Consider the following 19,159-nt stretch of genomic DNA (forward strand, 5'->3'; position numbering starts at 1 on the left):
TTCTCACGCCGGGGCGCCGGCGCGGGTCAGCCGGCCGACGAGGCGAGCCGGGCCTGCAGGCCGTCGAGCACCCGGTCGAGGCCGTAGCCGAAGTCCTCCTCCCGGACGCGCTCCGGGTCGCCGAACCCCTTGGCCGCGTACTCCGCCCGCACCCGCGGGTGGTCCTCGAACGCCTGCTCGGCGGTCGGCCGCACGGCGTCGATCCACTCCTGCTCGGTACGGCCGCTGCGGGCCAGCGTCGACAGGTACGCCGCCTCGGCGATCGCCACGCCGATCACGTACGCCAGCACGGTGGTGACCGCCCGGTCGGCCTCGCCGGGGGCGAACCCGGCCGAGTGCGCCAGCGCCAGCAGGTCCTCCGAGCGCCGCATCACGTTGGGCCCCAGGCTGGTGAGCCCGACCTGGCCGAGCACGGGCCCCATCCACGGATGGCGCAGGATCACCGCCCGCAGGCTGTGGGCGGACCTGGCGAGCCCGTCGCGCCAGCCCTCCGCCTTCTCGACGGACGGCACGCGCAGCTCGCCGTAGACCTCGTCGACGACCAGCTCGATCAGCTCGTCCTTGTTGGCGACGTGGCGGTAGAGGGAGGTCGCGCCCGCGTCGAGCCGGGTGCCGAGGCTGCGCATGCTCAGCGCCTCCAGCCCCTCTTCGTCGAGCAGTTGGACGGCCTCGAAGACGATCCGGTCGAGGCTGAGCGCGGGCCGCTCCCGCTGCCGGCGCTGACGGACCCAGACCGAGGGGACGGGCGGCTGCGATGCTGGCATGACCCGAGCCTAGCGCACACTGTACGCAACTGCGAACGCCAGCTTGCGTACATCGCTTTCCTCTGCGTACAGTGTGCGCATTCTGAGAGCGACGTACGCAAGTCGAAAGGGAGAAACCCATGAACCGCCGCTGGTGGATCCTGGTGGTGTTGTGCCTCAGCACATTGGTGCTGGTCGTCGACAACATGGTGCTGACGGTGGCGGTCCCGCCCCTGGCGGCCGATCTGGGCGCCGACGCCCAGGACCTGCAATGGATCCTCGACTCCTACATCCTGGTCTTCGCCGGCCTGCTGCTGACCGCGGGCAGCCTGTCCGACCGCTACGGCCGGCGCCGGGTGATGGTCATCGGCCTGGCGCTCTTCGGGGCCGCGTCCCTGCTGGCCGCCTACGCCGCCGATCCGGCGCAGCTCATCGCGGCCCGCGCCGCGATGGGCGTCGGCGGCGCGCTGATCATGCCGAGCACGCTGTCGATCCTGATCACCGTGTTCGACGAGGCCGAGCGCCGCAAGGCGATGGCCGCCTGGAGCGCGGTGGCGATGATCGGCATGGTCGGCGGCCCGGTCCTGGGCGGCGCGCTGATCGCCTGGTTCTGGTGGGGCGCGGTGTTCCTGATCAACGTGCCGGTGGCGCTGCTCGCCATCGTCGCCTCCCTGCTGCTCATGCCCGAGTCGAAGGGCCCCTGGACCAAGCCCGACCCGCTGGGCGTGATCCTGTCGGCGACCGGCATGTCCGCCCTGGTGTGGACGATCATCGAGCTGCCGCACGGCGTGTCCTGGCCGGCCCTGGCCCTTACCGTGTTCTCCCTGGCCGGCTTCGTGATCTGGGAGCTGCGCACGCCGCACCCGATGGTTCCGCTCGCCCTGTTCCGCGACCGCACGTTCAGCGGCGGCAGCTTCTCCCTGACCCTCGTCCAGGTCGGCAACGGCGGGCTGCTGCTCGTGCTCACCCAGTACCTGCAGTACGTGCTCGGCTACACGCCCACCGCGGCCGGGCTGGCGTTCCTGCCGATGGCGGTCGCCTCGCTGATCTTCAACGGCCTGGGCGCGAGCCTCGGAGCCCGGCTCGGCAACCGTCCCATGATCGTCACCGGGCTGCTCGTCTGCGCCGCCGGGTTCGGCCTGCTCGCCACCGTCTCCGCCGGCAGCGGCATCCTCCTCACCGGCACGGCCCTGTTCGTGATGGGCGCGGGCGGCGGCCTGGCGATGCCCGCGGCCATCGCCGCGCTGATGGGCACCATCCCGCCCGAGCACGCCGGCGTCGGCTCGGCGCTCAACGACACCATCCAGCAGGCGGGCGCGGCGCTCGGCGTGGCCGTCCTCGGCAGCGTCCTGGCCGGGGCCTACACCGGTGGGATGCCGGCGGGCGCGCCCGAGGCGGCCCGGCGCTCGATCGGCGACGCGCTCGCCCTCGGCGACGCCGGTCTCGCCCAGGTGGCCCGCGAGGCGTTCACCTCGGCCATGTCGGCCGCCTTCGGGATCAGCGCGGCGGGGGTGGTCGCCGCCGCCGTCCTGGCGCTGGTCGTGATGCGCGGCGAACGCAAGCCGGCGCAGGAACCGTCCCTCACCGCGACCCACTGAGCAGGAACCCACCATGAACGACGTCCACGTCACGCTGCCCGTCACCCGCCCCGCGGGCTGCCCCTTCGACCCGCCCGCGGGCCTGGCGGAGCTGCGCGAGCAGGCGCCCGTCACCCCGCTGGCCTTCCCCGACGGGCACCGCGGCTGGCTGGTGACCGGCCACGCCGAGGCCAGGGCGGTGCTGGCGGACCGGCGGTTCAGCTCGCGCTACGAGTTCATGCACCACCCGACGGCCGCGCTGGGCCCGCTGCCGGCCGCCCCGCCCGGCGACCTCACCGGCCTCGACGCGCCCGAGCACACCCGCTACCGAAAGCTGCTCACCGGCAGGTTCACCGTCCGCAGGATGAACCTGCTCACCGAACGCGTACGGCAGATCACCGCCGACCACCTGGACGCCATGGAACGCCTCGGCCCGCCCGCCGACCTGGTACGCGTCTTCGCCCAGCCCATCCCCGCGCTGATGATCTGCGAGCTGCTGGGCGTCCCGTACGCCGACCGCGACGCCTTCCAGCACCACGCCGCCGCGCTGACCGGCGTGGACACGGACGAGCAGGAGCAGCTCGCCGCCTACGCCGAGCTCCAGCGGTACATGGACGGCCTGGTCCGAGCCAAGCGCGACCGACCCGCCGACGACCTGCTCGGCGACCTGACCACCACCGACCTCACCGACGAGGAGCTGGCCGGCGTCGGCACCTTCCTGCTCGCCGCCGGGCTCGACACCACCGCCAACATGCTCGCGCTGGGCACGTACGCGCTGCTCAGCGACCCCGGCCGGCTCGACGTGCTGCGGGCGGAGCCGGAGCGGGCGGCCCAGGCCGTGGAGGAGCTGCTGCGCCACCTCACCATCGCCCACACCGTCGTACGGGCCGCGCTGGAGGACGTCGAGCTGGCCGGCCGGCTGATCAGGGCGGGCGAGTCGGTCGTCGTGTCCCTCTCGGCCGCCAACCGCGACCCCCGCAGGTACGCCGACCCCGACCGTCTCGACCTGCGCCGCGACGCCACCGGCCACCTGTCCTTCGGCCACGGCATCCACCAGTGTCTCGGCCAGCAGCTCGCCAGGGTGGAGCTGCGCGCGGCCCTTCCCGCGCTCGTCACCCGCTTCCCCGGCCTGCGCCTGGCCGTCGCGCTCGAGGAGGTGCCGGTACGCGCCGGCACCGACATCCACGGGGTGCTCAGTCTCCCGGTGCGGTGGTGACCGCACGGACTATCATCGTGATCATCCTGGCCGGGTACCACTGCGCGTCACCGAGGCGAAAGGACCGCCATGTCCGGGGAGACCAGCAGGCGAGAGCGCACCGAGGTCGTCGTCATCGGAGCCGGTCCGGCCGGGCTCACCCTGGCGAGCCTGCTCCGCCAGGCCGGCGTCGAGTGCGTGGTGCTCGAACGGCAGAGCCGCCCGTACGTCGAGCAGCGCCGGCGCGCGGGCATCCTCGACCACCACGGCGCCCGCGTCTTCGAGGAGTGGGGCCTGGCCGACACCGTCCTGGCGGGCATGCCGCAGGAGACCAGGTTCGAGTTCCGCGTCGACGGCGAGCGGCGTTTCCTCGACGTGCCCGCGATCACCGAGGGCCGGACGGGCCGGCTCGTGCCGCAGCAGGTGCTCGTCGGCAGGCTGCTGGCGCGCCTCCTCGAATCCGGCGGCGACCTGCGCTTCGAGGCGGCCGAGGTGACCCCGCGCGGCGTGGACGGGTCCGCGCCGACGGTCACCTACCACGACGCCGGCGGCGTCACGCACGAGATCGCCTGCTCCTACGTCGCCGGCTGCGACGGCCACCACGGCGTCAGCCGGGCCGGCGTGCCCGCGCACGCCCTCACCACCTACTCCCACGACTACGGCATCGGCTGGCTGACGGTGCTCGCCGACGTCCCGCCGCCGAGCTACCCGCTCATGGCGATCACGGCCCACGGGTTCGCCGCCCACTTCCCGCGCGGCCCGCGGGCCAGCCGTTTCTACCTCCAGTGCGCCCCCGACGCCACCGTCGCCGACTGGCCCGACGAGCGGATCTGGGCCCAGTTGCGGCTGCGCCTGGCCGACGACGGCCTGCCGGACGGCCCGATCGGGGAGCGGGCGTTCGTCGAGATGCGCAGCCACGTCGTCGACCCGATGCGCCACGGCCGGCTCTTCCTGGTCGGCGACGCGGCGCACATCATCACGCCCATGGGCGGCAAGGGCATGAACCTGGCGGTCGCCGACGCCGACGTGCTGGCCCGCGCGTTGCGCGCCGCCCTGCGCGAGGGCGACGAGGAGCCGCTGGCCGCCTACTCCGCCACCTGCCTGGAACGGGTGTGGCACCACCAGGAGTTCTCCCGCTGGATGACGGAGATGACCCACGAGGCCGGTGACGAGACGCTGGCCGGGCCGTTCCGCCGCCGGCTGGCCAGGGCGCGGCTCGACCGGCTGTTCACCTCGGGCCCGGCGGCCCGCGCCTTCGGCGACATGATGGCGGGCGGCTGAGGTTGACTTGAACCGCGGTTCAAGTACGACGATCGTCCCCATGAGGATTCATCACCTGAACTGCGGATCGGTACGGACGATCGAAGCCACCTACGACGGCCCGCTCGCCACCCCCGCCGTGAACCACTGCCTGCTGGTGGAGACCCCGGCCGACGGGCTCGTGCTGGTCGAGACCGGGCTCGGGCTCGGCAATGTGCGCGACCCGGCCGGCACGCTGGGCGCCGACTGGGTGGCCATGGCCGAGCCCGCGCTGGACGAGGAGGAGACCGCCGTCCGCCAGGTCGCCCGGCTCGGCTACCGCCCGGACGACGTGCGGCACGTCATCGTCACCCATCTGGACGTCGACCACTGCGGCGGGCTGCCGGACTTCCCCGGCGCGCGGGTGCACCTGCTGGCCGCCGAGCTGGAGGCGGCGCTGGCCGAGTCCCCGAGTTTCCGCTACCGCCCGGCCCACTGGGCGCACGGCCCCGACTGGGTCACCTACACCCCGGAGGCGAACGACGACTGGTTCGGCTTCGCCTCGATCAAGCCCGACGGCCTGCCCGAGGACATCAGGCTGGTCCCCCTCGGCGGGCACACCGCCGGGCACACCGGCGTCGCCGTCCGCGCGGGGGACCGCTGGCTCCTGCACTGCGGCGACGCCTACTACTACCACCGCGAGCTCCAGCCGGACCCGCATCCGCACCCGCTGATGGACGTCGTGCAGACCCGCGCCGAGGTCCATCACGACCTGCGGCTCGGCACCCAGGCCCGGCTGCGGGAGCTGGTACGGGACCATGGCGACCAGGTGAGCGTCTTCTCGGCCCACGACCCGTGGGAACTGGCCGCCGCGGTGGCCGGTTGATCAGACGCGGTCGGCCGCGATGAGCAGGTACTGGAAGCTGCCGTTCTTGTAGGCGTCGAGGAAGGACTGCTCGATGCCCGTGGCCAGATGGGTGCGGGCGCGCAGCTCCCAGTACGGGATCGTGGCCGCCGTCAGGTCGACGACGCTGACCGGGACCAGCCGGTTGGCCGCCATCTGCTCGAAGTAGGTGCTGCGGGGGTGGATGTCGCAGATGTAGTGGGCGTTGATCTGGCTGACCGCCCGGGACGGCAGGCCGTAGGCGTCGTTGTAGCAGCCGGTGACGCAGACGTACCGGCCGCCCCGGCGCAGCAGCCGGGAGTGCTCGGCGAACAGCAGGGACAGCTCGACGTACATGGTGCTCTCGTTGTTCCAGCTCGCCTGGAACGATCCAGTCTCGAAGCCGGTCTCCAGCATGTTGCGGAAGTGGAAACGCACCTTGTCCTCGACGCCGCGCTTCCTGGCCTGGTCGTTGGCGAAGGAGACCTGCGACTCGGAGATGGACACGCCGTCGACCTCGCAGCCGTACCGCATGTTGACCAGGAGGCTGCTGCCGCCGCGGCCGGAGCCGGCGTCGAGCACCCGGTGATGGGGTTCGAGCGGGCCGAGGTGGCTGAGCAGCAGGTCGGCCTGGGCGGTCTCCAGGCGGTGGAGCTCCTTGACGATACGGTCCTCGCGGGTGTCCTCGGGGCCGTCGAGTACCGTCCAGTTCACCTCGCCGATGCCGTAGTGGTGGTGGTACAGGCCGTCGACGTCGCCCAGGCGCAGGTTGACCGGGTTCTTCTCGGCGTTCCAGTAGCTGGCGACGGAGTGCTGGTAGTGGCTCGTGAGGACGGGGGACTGGGTGTTGACGGTCACCTGGGAAGAGCTCCTTTCCGGCCGGGGGCGGCCGGTCGTCATGAGTGGTAGCGGCTGCTGCTGCCGTGCCATTCGAGGCAACCGGCCATCCAGCCCTGGGCGCCGCGCAGGAATCGCTGCAGTTCCACGGACGGAACGGCGGCGAGCTCGCGCTGGCTGGTCTCGAAGCCTTTGACGAAGTCGTTGTGCAGCGCGACGGCGCGTTCGGTGGCCTCGCGCGTGGAGCACTTCTCCTCGCCCGCGATGAGCAGGACGACGTTGGAGTCGGGCAGCTCGTCGGCCGCCTCCCGCGCCACGGAGTGGAGGTCGTTGACGATGACGCTGGCCGTGCCGGCCTGCATGAGCGCGGTGTGGAACCGCCGGTCGTAGAACAGGTTGGCGGGCAGCTCGTAGGCGGCGACGACGTCGATGAGGGTCATGGAGGTGTAGAAGCTGTCGTGCTGCCGGGCCGCGAGGTAGCGCCAGACGGGCGGCGGGGTCTCCAGGTAGCGCCAGGCGGCGTAGGCGGTCCAGCTCACGTACATCTGGAAGGTGGTGTTGCAGGCCCGCATGACCTGCGACGGCGTGCCGTGGCGGGACAGGTGGCCGGTGGCCGAGCGCAGGGAGACCAGCACGGGGTCGGCCTCGATCGCCTCTTCGAGTTGCTCGGTGTACCCGCCCGCGGACGGGGGCGGGTCCATGGCCGACATGACGAGCGCGAGGCGCGGCGGCAGCTCGGTGGGGCTCGCGCCGAGGTCGGTCTCGTCGGCGTAGTAGTCGTCGGCCGCCCACCAGGCGGTGTTCATCTGCGCCGCGATCAGCAGCAGGTCGGGGTCGTCGCTGTCGGGGTGGGCGAGCATCGCCAGCCGGCCGAACCCGGTGGCGGCGAACTCGTCCATCCGCCCGGCGTGCAGGCCCACCTTCTCGGCCCACGCCACGAGCCGCCGGTCGACCTCCGCGCCCAGCGCCGGGTCGTCCCGCACCGTCTCGGGGCAGTAGAGCGGCGGGTAGGAGCCGTCGCCCCACTCCCGCTCGACGTAGGGGACGGGAACCGGGAGCTGCCGCGGCGCGGGGGGCGGAGCGGGGATCGGAAGGTGGAGCGCGGAGGTTCCGAGGCCGGTGGGGCCGGTCGGGAGCCGCGGGACCGCGGCGTACTGGGGCATGGCGCGCCTCTTCCCTGAGGAGGAGCAGGACATTACCGAAAGTAGTTATTCAGCTACTAAAAGTAGAGTAGCCAATCGGTAATGAGAGCCTTACCCTCCGGCGGGCGCACTCTGCCGGTCAGGGCCTTGTGTGCAGGCTTTCGAAGTCGTCGAGGCTCTTGCGGTAGAAGGCCAGGTCGTCCTCCAGCTTCGCCCGGGTCAGGCGCTGCGGCTCGGTCTCGCGCACGGTCCTGCCCAGGTCGCTCCAGAAGGCGTCGGACGGCAGCTCGGCGGCCTCCGGCGGGAAGAACTTCAGCGCCTCGGCCACCGCGTCGGCGGCGAAGCGCCAGCCGGTCGCCACGGCGTCGTACCGCTCGGGGACGGCCGGGCCGACGGCGTAGAACAGGCCCTCCTCCAGGGCCCGGCTCGCGTACGTGGTGGCGATCAGCACCCACTGGCCGGGGTCGAGCAGCTCAGACAGGCCGGTGCCGAAGGTCGCGCCGGTCTCCCTGGCCGCGCGCTCGGCCTCGACGGGGACCTCGACCTCCACGTCGTCGAGCCGCACCCGCAGGCTCTCGGCGTCCTGGGCGACCGTGGCGCCGCGCGAGGCGCCCGGCGTGCCGGAGTGGGCCACCAGGTCGATGTAGACGTAGGCCTCGACGAGCGAGCGGCCCAGACCCTGCTCAGGCATACTCACCCGCCAGCGCCTGGTAGGTGTCGCGGACGACCAGCAGCCGGTCGAGCTGGAACCTGCCGGGCTCGGCCGCCCGCACCCCCTGCCCGCGTTCGGACCAGAACCCGTCGTCGGGCACCGTGTCCGCGCCCGCCGGCACGAACTTGACGACCTCCTCCACCGCCGCGGCGGCGATCCTCAGCGTGCGCAGGGCCTCGGCCCGGTCGGCCACCGGCACGTCGCTGGCCGTCAGGTCGGCCACCCACAACCACTCGCCCGCGTCGAGCAGCTCCGACGGCTCAGGGCCGCCGAACGTCGGGAACCCGGCGGGCAGCACCGGACGCTCCGGCAGCCCGAACACGAACTCGCGCGGCGTGCCGCACTCCTCGCACGGGCCGAAGTAGCGGTTGACCAGCTCGCCCTCGACGTCGACCAGCCCGTTGCGCCAGGTCGTGTCGGTGGACCCGCAGGCGCAGGGGTTGAGGTCGAGGTAGAGATGTGCCTCGTCCCTCGTCCGCGCCACCGCGAAAGCCATAGCCGTCCTCTCCTCGGGGTTCCCATGATGCCCGACGTACCGGCCGTCACACGGCCACCGCCTCGGGGCCGGGCGCCGGCGTCACCAGCTGGGTGTGGTTCAGCCGCAGGCCGCACACGCACGGGCCGTCGTCCGGGCACACGCACTCGCCCTCGGGCGGGTTCCAGCCGGTCGTGTTCGCCAGCGCGCGGACCTGGTCCAGGATCGCGGACCAGTCGCGGGGGCGGCGGCCGTCCGCCAGGGTGGCCAGCTCGGTGGCCACCTGCGGGGGGAGCAGCCGCAGGATCTCCGGACGGGCCCCGGTGACCAGGTCGAACAGCACGCCGAGGCGGCCCAGGCGCTGCCTGGTGTTGGCCACCCGGACCTGGCGCACGGCCTCGTGCAGCTCGGCCAGCTCCTGGCTGTCGGCGGGCGGCAGGCCCAGCGCGCGGGCGATGGCGGCGGCGGCCGTCCCGGCGGCGGCCCGCTCGTTCGCGCCGACCGTGCGGGCCGGGTCCACGTCGTAGGTCAGGACGTCCGGGTCGGGCTCGCCGGACCCGGGCCGCCGGACGTCGACGGTGATGGGCGCCCGGCCGGGCAGCACGATGTCGAGAAGGCCGGGACCGTGGATCACGACGCGCGCGCCCATGAGGGCGGCCGCCCGTACGACCGCTCCGGCGGCGGCCGTCTCGGGCAGCGTCGCGTGGCCGCGGATCGCCGTGACGTGAGCGGCGGTGAGGTCGCCCGAGCGGGACAGCTCCGCCAGCCTGGACGGCGCCCCCTGCTGGTCGCCGGCCAGCCCCAGCCGCCGGGCCTCCTCCTGGAGCGCCGCCCGTTCGGCGCGCGAACGGATCGGGCCCGCCTCGGCGACCGCCCGCGCCAGCCCGCGCAGCCGGGCCAGCGCCGCCGCCTCGGCCGGTCCGGGCCGCCCGCCCTCCGCGGGACGGTTCTGCGTCGATCGGCCGGTGGCGGGGTCGCCCGCGAGCGTGGCGGCGTGGGCCGCGACCTGCTCGGCGACGGCCGCCGCGGCCCGGGAGCCGGCGTCGGCGGGCACCCGCAGCGTCAGGTGGCCGGGAGCGCTCGACTCGACGGTCACCCCGGCCGCGCCGGGCGCGGCCTCGGCCAGGGTCAACGTGAACTCGCCGCCGGGGGTGGTCACCGTGAACGTGTCCGCCGGCCCCACGTGCGGGGCGGCGCCGTTGACGGCACCGGTTCCCGGGGTGATGGCGGGCACGCCGGCGATCTCGGCCAGCTTGCCCAGGCCGGGCGGCGAGGTGTCCAGGCCGGTGGCCGAGCCGCCGTTGAGCAGGCGGGCGATCCGGCTCTGCGGCTCGGGCGCGGCAGGCGCGCGGGGCCCGGTGCCCCACGGCGGGGCCGGCGGGGTGTGGCCGCGCCGGCGGATGTCCTCGGCGACCGCGTCGATGGCCGCCGCCAGGCGCTCCCGCCGGGCCGGGTCGGTGGTGGCGTGCCACTTGTCGGACAGGTGGGCGTGCTCGTCCATGCGGGGGAGCAGGCACAGGTCGGTGCCCTCGGTCTGCTCGCCGTGCGGCGACGTCCTGAGCACGCCCTGCGGCATGCCGGAGGCCGCCGCGGTCGCCGCCTGGACGACGTGCGAGAGGTCGTGGACCAGGACCGACGAGACCAGGTCCGGATGCACGCGTCCCCAGATCCGCAGCAGGTGCGGCTCCTCGGCCGTGCCCGCGCGCGGCACGGTGATCGCGTTCAGGCCCTCGCCCGGCTCTCCGACCTCCACGCGGACGTGCTGGTCGGGCGCGCCCGGCACCTGGACGGTGAGGACGTCGTCCCCGGTCCAGCCAACGTGGGCGGCGGCGCCGCCGAGGTCGACGGCGGACAGGGGCTGGCCGCGCAGCTCGTCCAGGCTCAGGTCAGGGACCCCTTCGGGGCGCGACGACCTGCTGAACGGCGTGTTCTCGATCGCGGGGGACGGCATCCCGGCGGCCGGCGTCACGCCCTGCGCCACGCTGCCGCCCACCGGGTCCGGGTGCCCGGCGGTGACCGGGGCGGCGGCGGGCCAGGCGGGCGGCGGGGCGGGCGCCGGAAGGGCGTCGAGGGCCGCGAGCGCGGCCGTGAGCTGCTCGGTGAAGGTGCCGGCCGTGCTCGGGTTCATGTAGACGTCGCGCAGGTCGAGCCCGGCGCCGACGGCCGCGTCCAGCAGTTCGGGGGCCAGGCCCGCGAACGCGTCGGCGAAGCCGCCGTCGGCCGTCTCGCTGTGCAGCGTGCCGTCCGGCATGACGCGGTAGCGGTGCACGCCGTCCGCCTCCCAGACCGCCACCCTGGCCACCTCGCCGCGGTCGCGGGCGGCCAGGCGGGCCTCCTGGAGGGTCTGGATCGGGTTCTGGTTCTCGGCGGCGGGCACGTAGGTGAACGTCGCGGGCGGCGGGCCGCCGGGACGCGGCGGCGCGATCCGTACGCCCGCCTCCATGCGGGCGCGCAGCTCCTCGATCTCCTCCCCGAACATGATCACGTCCACCTCGCCGGTCGACGCGCCCACCATGTGCACGGGCTCGCCGACCGGCCGCTCGTTGCCGTCGCGCAGGCGCGCCGTGTACTGGAAGTCGACGTCGTAGTCCACCCGCAGACGTACGGTGTAGAGCTTGCCCCTCTCGAACATGCTGCGCTCGCGGCGCGCCCCGTGGTGGTCGCTGACGCTCTCGGACGTCTGCTCGCCGCCCCGGGCGCCGCCGTTGACGCCGGTCGAGGAGTCCGACCCGTTGACGCCCCAGCCCACCGGGGTCGTGTGCCCGCGGGAGACGGTCACGTTCTGGGCGTCGGCCTGCCGGTCGACCTGGCCCTTCTCCCCGTCGTACGGCCCGGCCACGATCGTCAGGTCGGACGTGCGGGCGTGGACGGTGACCGTCACGCCCTGGTCCTTGAACTTCTGCCTGGACACCGGGACGACCGGCTCGCCCGAGGGGCCCGTCATCCGCTCGAAGGCCGTCAGCAGCGCCGACGGCGCCAGCCGCCTGATCAGCTCGGGGCGGCGTTCCTGGACCGCCGCCGCGCCCAGCATCTTGGTGAGCTGGGCGGTGACGACCTCGTACAGGCTGGGCTTGGCCGGGTTCTCCCACAGCGCCTCCGGGAAGAAGCCGGGATGCAGCTCGGCCTGCCGGGGGTCGCTGGTCATGACGACCGGCCCCGGGTCTTCCCCGGCGGGCCTGGTCATGCCGGTTGGGATGCGCCGCACCAGCGTGGCGTTGTAGACGACCGGCGGCGTGGCGCGCGGCTTGCGCTGGAGCCTGTCGGCCGCCTGCTTGGTGGTGGCCGCGACCTTGCCGCCCCGTACGGGCCTGCGCTCGACCTCGATGACGAGCCGCATCTCCTGCTGCACCCGGGTCAGCCCGTTGAACAGGCCGATCCGCTGCAACCTGGTGTTCTGGTGGTTGGTGGAGCCCGAGTACCCGCGGGTCCTGTCGGTGGACAGGCCGCCGCCCTGGGCGCCGTTCGGATCGCCGGCGCCCTGGTCGAGGCCCGCGGACCAGGACCCGTTGTACGACTCGGAATGCGACAGGTCGGTGTACCGGTAGTGCTGGACGATCAGGCCGGACTGCGACGTCTGGCTGAGCATCCTCGCCGCGCGCGGGTCGCCGACCGGCTCCAGGCGCACCCGGACCGTCACCTCCTCGGCCTGCGTCACCTGCGCGCCCTGCTGGACGTGGTAGCTGCGCTCGAAGCCGCGGGTGGACCACATGTCGGTGACGTGGATCAGCGCCGCGTCCTCGGAGAAGTCGACGTTCATCTCCTCGCCGAGGGTGGGACTCTCGTCCAGCGCCCCCGGCACGGCGTCCTGCACGGCGCTCCGGACGGCGTCGAGCACGTCGACCGGGTCGCCGTTCTCGTCCGTCAGCGTCAGCGACTCGGTCGAGCTCGCGCCCACCGACCGGTCGTACGGTGGCGCGAGCACCACGTCCCTGGAGCGTTCGAGCTGGTCGGCGGCGTTGTCCAGGGCCTGGTCGAGCTTCTCCTGCGGGCTTCCGCTGTCGGGGTTGTCGAGCCCGGTCACCTCCTTGAGCTTGCTCAGCAGGGCCTGCGGGGTGTGGCGGTCGCTGTACTCGTTGGTGACCCCGGACTGGGTCATGTCCTTGACGTAGCGCTGGACGAGCGGGACCGCGAGGCTCCGGTCGAGGGTCAGGCTGCCGTTGAGGAACCGCTCGACCGCGTCGCCGACCAGGTGGGGCGGCAGGTCGAGGTCGCCTTCCGCGTACATCAGCAGCGCGTCGTACTCCGAGACCGTGAACAGCGCGGTGCCGGACGTGCTCGTCGTCCTCGACTCGCTGAGGGGGATCCGCTCGCCGTTCGGCACGCCGTGCTCGGCGCTCTCGGAGCCGGTGAGGGTGAGCTCGACCGAGCTGCGCAGGATGTACTGGCGGCCGAACTCGATCGTCAGCTCCTCGCTGCCCCAGATGTCGAGGATCGAGGTGGACTCGGACGTGCCGCCGGACCGGGAGGGCAGCGAGAGCGTGCCGCTGTCGCTGGTCGTGCCGCCGTCGTCGAGGTCGCCCACGTTCGTCGTCATGCCGGCGGACAGCCCGGACGAGCCGCCCCACGAGATGCCGGCGCTGCCGAGCCCGAACAGGATGTTGCCCGTGACCTGGTCGACGACGCCCAGCACCTCGGTCTCGCCGACCTCGCCGGACACCGACAGCGACGAGCGCGTGGGGCCGTTCGGGCGGATCATGACGTCCGTGGTGAGCGGCCGGTTCAGCAGCTTGGGGTGGGCGACCAGGTTGCGCACGTTCAGGAACGCCATCAGGTGCTGGAAGGCCACGGAGTCGCGGATCGTGGCCCGCGGCAGCACCCGGCTGGCCGCGCTCATCGGCCGGCCGACGTCCACGTGCAGCAGCCGCGCCTTGGACCGCAGCTTCGGGGACATCCGCCCGAGCGGCGCGGGCGGCGTGGGCTTGGTCGAGGGCAGCAGGTCGGCGGCGAAGACGAGCTGGGCCGAGCCCTCGCCGGTCACCCTCATCGTCGTCGTGCCGTTGTGCAGCAGCTCGGCCGTCATCTCGTGGCCCAGCGTGAAGATCGCGACCCCGCCCTTGCTCTCCTGGAGGGTCACGACGTTGGTCGTGCCGCCGGCGCTGGAGCCGGCCGAACGGGTGCGGTTGCCGCCGCCCTTGACGCCGGCCTCGTGCGAGAGTCCGTCCTGCCCCTGGTTCGGGCCGTCGCTCTCGCTGACCCCCGCCCCGCCGCTGTACGTCCTGGACCTGCCGATGGCGCGGGCGGAGGTGTCGGAGCCGATGTCGAGGTTGACGACCGTCTGGGAGTCGGTGTGACCGACGTAGGTCGCCTGGTCGAAGTCCTGCTTCAGCGACAGGCGCAGCATGTAGTGCTCGGGGGCGGAGTTGAGCCCGTGCAGCGTCAGGTCGAGCATGATGCCGTCCTGGGCCATGGAGTCGTAGGCGGAGCGGATCCGGTGCTCCGAGAGCTGCTCCATGACCTCCTGGAGGTTGAGGATCTGGCTGGCGCGGGTGAGCCTGTTGGAGGAGTACTCCGGCACGCCGTTCACGGTCTTCGGGATGACGCCGCGCTCGGCGAGCCCGTCCAGCACCTTCTGCCGGAACTCCTCCAGCCCCTCGATGTCCTGCACCAGCCCGGGGCCGGCGCCGCGCATCTTCCCGGGCCCGTCGCCGAGCCATACGGGCAACTCCGGCTTGCGGCCGGGCGGCGGGCCGGGGTGCGGGTCGCCGCGCATGATCTGCTCGCCGTTGGCGTCGGTGACCGGCACGCCGTTCTTACGGGCCAGCGCCGCGCTGTCCACGGGCAGGCCGTACCGGTAGGCGGCCGACTCCCGCATGTCCACCAGCGCCTCGCTGAACATCGGCCGCAGGGTGACCGGCCGCTTGCCGACCTCCTCCACCGTGAACGTGGTCACCACCGTGAGCCGGTAGCTCTGCTTGTGGTGGGTCTTGCGGTGCACGCTCGGGTGGATCGCCTGCCTGTTGGCCGTGGCCGAGTACGACCGCGACGCCCCCCTCGCCCCGTTGCCCTTGGGGCCGATCGAGGGGCGGTACTCGCCGAGATCCACGGCCTGCAGCCCGGGGATCTTCAACCCGGCCGAGGCATTGCCTTCGAGCGAGGAGTTCGACGAGGCGCCCCCCGGCGTCTGGACGAAGTCGACGAGCACCTCCTCCTCCCACTCCGCGGCGGTCGCGCCGCCGACCGGCTCGGCGGTCTCCACCACGACGCGGCTCTCGGCACGGATCCGGACGTGCGGTTCGCCGTTCCTGGTGATGACGCGCTCAAGCCCGCCGTTCACCGCGTCCCGTAGCCGGTGGGGCAGCTCCTGGGTGACGAAGGAGCGCAGCTCGTCGCGGGACACGGTGCCGACCTCGGCGTAGTCGCCGCCGAGCGTCTCGGCGAGCGCGTCGACGGCGCCCTCCAGGTCGCTCATGCTCTGGACGACGACGTTGGGCATCTTCTTGCCGCGCTTGGCCCTGTCGATCCACTCCAGCCTGCGCGGCGGCTGGTCGGTGGCGGAGTGGGAGAACCACAGCCGCTGGCTCGAAGAGTCGCCGGGAGCGCCGGAGTCGACCGTTACGGTGCCCCGCCAGTTCTCGTCCTGGCCGGTGCGGATCTGGGCCGTCCAGGTGGCGGCGGCGTCGAACAGCAGCGACTCGCTCCGGTTGTCGGTGACCGAGCCGCCCTGCGCGAACATGCCGGCCCCGCCGCTCGTCGACCAGCCGCGCCCGAGCGAGGCGCCGAAACCGAGGTCCACCATCTTGGCCACCGTCGCCGCGATGTTGTCCTCGGGCAGGAAGTGCTCAAGGACGCTGGTGTCGAAGCCCGCCGACACCCCGCTGCTGCCCGACTGGGTGATCGAGGCCGTACGGCTGGCCTGGTAGAACAGGCCCACCATCATCTCCGACCCCTTGATGGCCGGGTCCAGCACCTCGACCAGGTCGGAGAGGGTCAGCTTGATCCGCACCTCGGCCGCCTTGCCGTGGTGCCCCACGGTCAGCACGAGGCCGTCGGGGGAGACGGCCTTGTGGAAGTCGGCCCGGATCGCCCGTTCCAGCTGGTCGGCGCTGTACCTGTGGCCGATGTCGTTGTCCGCCAGCAGGTTGTTGACGGCGTCGGTGAGGGTGGACAGGTGGGCCAGCCGGCCCGTCGGCTGGGCCGCGGCCAGGCTGATCTCCTGCGGCAACGCGTTCGCCAGCGCGTTCAGGTACGCGGCGTGCTGCTGGAGCACCTGGCGGGCCAGCCGCTCGGCGACGTGCCGCATGCCGACCGGCCCGCCGGGCGCGCTGGGGTTCTCGATCTCGTTCATCGCCGTGAGCAGCTGCTCGTACGTCTGCCGGGTGCGCGTCGCCTGGCGCAGCGCGACCTCGTACGCGTCGGCGATCCTGGTGTGCCGGTTACGCGTGGCCTGCTGGTTGCGGGCCTCCTTGCGCGCCGCGGCCGCCCGCTCATGGCGGCCCTGGTCGCGCTTCCGCTTGGCGTTCCGCATCTCCTTGGTGGACTTGCGGGCCGCTTCTTGGGCCTCCTGGGCGGTCTTCCGCTTGGCGTCGATCTGCTCCTGGAGCGCCGCCTCGGCCCGCTTGAGCGCGTCGATGACGGCCGGCAGCTCCTCGCGCGCGGGGCGGCCCTGCGGCACCGGCGGCGCGTGCGTGGGCCGGGCCCCCGGCTTGGGGGCCCAGGGCGGCAGCGGCGGGGTGTGGCCGCGCTCGCTGAGCTGGCGGGACACGCCGTCGATGTCGAGGGCGAGGAGCCGCTGCTCCTGCGGCGTCTGCGCCGCGTGCCACTGCTCGGCCAGGAACGCCAGCTCGTTGAGCTGGGCCTGGACGCACATGTCCTGGGTGGGCTCGCTGGTCGCCGGCTTGCGGCGCAGGAAGCCCCGCCGCTTGGGGGCGCTGTCCTCCTGGAGCTTCTGCAGGGTGTCGGTGATCTCGTGCAGCCAGACCCGGGACACCTGGCTCGGGTTCATGCCGGGGGCGAAGTGCACGACGTGGGCGTGCTGGGCGTCCTCGCCGGTCGAGAGCTCGGTCTCGCCCATGAGCCCCGCGGTCATCTCGCCGACGACCGGGCGGAAGTGGTGGGTGCCGTTGTTCCTGGTCCGGACGACGAGCGTGCCGTCGGCCGACCAGGTGATGTCCTGCACGCCCTGGTCGAGGAAGTGGGACGGCCGCAGGGCGTCGGCGCCCGCCTCGACCTCATCGGGCTGCAACGAGGTGCCCGATCGGGCGTCGGGGACGTGCCGGGTGCCCGGCACCGGCCTCGACGTGACCGTGCCCGGCCTGCTCGTGGCGGGCTGCCGGGTCTCGCCCGACTCCTGGGCCAGCAGCACCAGCGCGGTGGCCTCGGCCTGCAGCTCGTCGGCGTCGGTGACCTCCTCGGCGCGGGCGTCCAGGGCGGCGCGTACGCGGCTCATGGTGGCGGCGCGGATCACCCGTACGCTGCCGTCGGTGGAGGGGATGAGGAGGTCGTTGTTCGGGCCGACGACCGCGCCGGGGAAGTCCACGGTGAGCGAGTCCATCAGCGCGTTACGGGCCCGGACGGTCGCCAGGACGGGCGTGGGCGGCGCGGCGTCGGGGGCGGCGGCCGACGAGGTGGCGGGGGCGCCGTCGTTCTGCGGGGTGGCCTGTTGCGCGGTCGGCCCCTGCTGGTTGTCCTGCTGACCGTCCTGCTGCGTGTCCTGCCGGTTGTCCTGCTGACCGTCCTGCTGTGCGTTCTGCTGGTTGTCCTGTTGAGTGCTCTGCTGGTTGTCCTGCTGAGCGTTCTGCTGCGTGTCCGGCCGGTTGTCCTGCTGGGCCGACGGGGCGGGCCGGTCGTCCTGCTGGGGGGCCGGTTGCTGCTGGTCGTCCTGCCGGGTGTCCTGGGAGTCGTCCTGGGCCTGGGAGTCGTCCTGGGCCTGCGGGGAGGCCGGGGCGGCGGCGGTCTGCGGAGCCGGTGCGGAGCTGACCTTCGACTTCGGGTCCGGGGTCCGCGGCGTCGTGTCGGAGTCCGCCGAGGAGTCGTCGGTGGAGTTCTCGTCGGTCTCGGCCCGGGGGTCGCGGTCGGTGTTCTGCCGGTCGTCCCGCGAGGTGGAGCCGCGGCGCGGGCCGGCGTCCGAGTCGGGGGCGGACGTCGAGGGCGTGCCGCGCCTGACGTCGTCGTTCTGGCTGGAGGAGGACGCACCGGCCTGCGCGGCCCCGGCGGGGACGACGGGCCCGCCGCCTGAAGGGGCCGGGCTGCCGGCCGGCGGGTTCCCGACCCCCGTGCCGGGGTCGCCGCCACCCGCGTGGGCCGCGTCGGTACGGGCCGCGCTGTCGTAGGCCGAGGCCAGGGCGGTGACCGGGTTGGCCAGCGTCGTGTACACCTCGGGGTTGAACGGGCTGATCGACCCGGTACGCCCCGCGCCGCCCATGAAGCCGCCCATGATGGAGTCGGCCGTGAACGGGTTGTCCCACTGGCCGTACACCAGGCCGTTGGCGAAGAAGCTGCCGAACGGGGAGGCGATGGTGTTGGTCAGGCCGGTGGTCATCGCGCGGCCGGGGAAGCCCGGCATGTGCCGGGTGACTTTGGATATGGGCCCGGACAGCGCGGTGCCGGCGAGCGCGCCGCCGCCGGCGCCGATGATCGCCGCCCGGGACTTCTTCCAGTCCCATTCCTTCCTGGTGCCCATCTGGATCTGCTGGTACTGGGCGCCGGCGTCGATGAAGAACTCCTCGCCGATCTCCTCGATCAGCTCCTTGCCGATCGCGGAGCCGAGCAGCCGGGTGATGAGGCCGCGTCCGGTGGCGCCGCTGAGCGTGGTCACCCGGGCCAGCCGGCCGGCACCCACCTCCCTGGCGCCGATCATGGCGAGCCGGACCAGGATCCGGCTGATCGCCGCGCGGCCCGCCGCCGCGTACGGCCCGATGATCGCCGTCGAGGAGCCGGCGGTGAAGAAGGCGACGAAGAGTGCGATGGCGATGGCGACGACCGTGACCCAGAAGGCCACGTTGACGGACAGCTTGGAGTACTGGGTCTCGACCGCGAAGTTGTCCGACTGGCCCAGGTAGTCCTGCGACTTCCCGGCCGTGCCCGCCATCCCGGCCCCGTGGCCGAACAGGTACTTGGCACGGTAGACGAAGTCCGCGCTGGCGGGTGAGGACCAGCCGGTCGCCACGGTGCGCACGGCCGAGCCGGCGCGCGGCGCGGTGCCGATCGCCCCGGCGGCGAGCGCGTGGTAGGCGTGGGCGAGCTTGGACATCCCGCTCTCGCTCGCCTCCGGCCACTTCTGACCGGCCGACAACATCGGAAGCAGCCAGTTGACCACCCAGTCGGGCAGCACCTCGGTCTCCCAGACCGGCTCCACGTCCCGGTCGATGCGGACCGGGGGCTGGACGGTGGACACACCCGACGAATTCTGAGAAGTCG

At 73.2% G+C, this 19,159-nt stretch carries 9 protein-coding genes and 1 pseudogene; 4 read left to right on the forward strand and 6 right to left on the reverse strand.

Annotated features, from left to right (window positions below; all coding sequences use genetic code 11):
* Positions 1-26 precede the first annotated feature (26 nt).
* On the reverse strand, positions 27-764 hold the full coding sequence (locus tag ABZ444_RS32440; RefSeq protein WP_358005141.1) for a TetR/AcrR family transcriptional regulator: 738 nt from the start codon (positions 762-764) through the stop codon (positions 27-29).
* Between the two features lie 119 nt (positions 765-883).
* On the opposite strand from ABZ444_RS32440, the gene ABZ444_RS32445 reads away from it, so the two are divergent.
* The 4 genes and pseudogenes from ABZ444_RS32445 (at position 884) to ABZ444_RS32460 (ending at position 5,640) form a co-directional block, all read left to right on the forward strand.
* Positions 884-2,341 (forward strand): MFS transporter, encoded by a 1,458-nt coding sequence (locus tag ABZ444_RS32445; RefSeq protein WP_358005144.1) that lies wholly within the window; start codon positions 884-886, stop codon positions 2,339-2,341.
* 13 nt (positions 2,342-2,354) lie between these two features.
* Positions 2,355-3,536 carry a cytochrome P450 gene (locus ABZ444_RS32450; RefSeq protein ID WP_358005147.1) on the forward strand — a complete coding sequence of 394 codons (1,182 nt, stop codon included), beginning with the start codon at positions 2,355-2,357 and terminating at the stop codon, positions 3,534-3,536.
* 45 nt (positions 3,537-3,581) lie between these two features.
* Positions 3,582-4,796, forward strand: a pseudogene (locus ABZ444_RS32455) (4-hydroxybenzoate 3-monooxygenase); the annotation flags it as partial.
* A 40-nt stretch (positions 4,797-4,836) separates the two neighbouring features.
* Complete coding sequence (locus ABZ444_RS32460; protein ID WP_358005150.1) at positions 4,837-5,640, forward strand: MBL fold metallo-hydrolase; 804 nt, start codon at positions 4,837-4,839, stop codon at positions 5,638-5,640.
* Here the strand turns inward: ABZ444_RS32460 and ABZ444_RS32465 are convergent, their stop codons facing one another.
* From ABZ444_RS32465 to ABZ444_RS32485, 5 genes are all read right to left on the reverse strand, one after another.
* Positions 5,641-6,495 (reverse strand): geranyl diphosphate 2-C-methyltransferase, encoded by an 855-nt coding sequence (locus ABZ444_RS32465; RefSeq protein WP_358005153.1) that lies wholly within the window; start codon positions 6,493-6,495, stop codon positions 5,641-5,643. It abuts the gene before it with no gap.
* A 38-nt stretch (positions 6,496-6,533) separates the two neighbouring features.
* Positions 6,534-7,637, reverse strand: coding sequence for a family 2 encapsulin nanocompartment cargo protein terpene cyclase (locus ABZ444_RS32470; protein WP_358005156.1), 1,104 nt, complete (start codon positions 7,635-7,637; stop codon positions 6,534-6,536).
* Positions 7,638-7,755: 118 nt separating this feature from the next.
* Entirely contained in the window at positions 7,756-8,307 is a 552-nt protein-coding gene (locus ABZ444_RS32475) for a hypothetical protein (RefSeq protein ID WP_358005159.1), read from the reverse strand.
* Positions 8,300-8,824 (reverse strand): hypothetical protein, encoded by a 525-nt coding sequence (locus ABZ444_RS32480; protein ID WP_358005162.1) that lies wholly within the window; start codon positions 8,822-8,824, stop codon positions 8,300-8,302. Before ABZ444_RS32480 ends, ABZ444_RS32475 begins: the two co-directional genes overlap by 8 nt.
* Before the next feature lie 46 nt (positions 8,825-8,870).
* A complete protein-coding gene (locus ABZ444_RS32485) occupies positions 8,871-19,136 on the reverse strand; it encodes a hypothetical protein (protein WP_358005165.1) in 10,266 nt (3,421 codons plus the stop codon).
* Positions 19,137-19,159 lie beyond the last annotated feature (23 nt).

The sequence above is a fragment of the Nonomuraea sp. NPDC005730 genome (genome assembly GCF_040630865.1).
In the GTDB taxonomy this organism is placed as follows: domain Bacteria; phylum Actinomycetota; class Actinomycetes; order Streptosporangiales; family Streptosporangiaceae; genus Nonomuraea.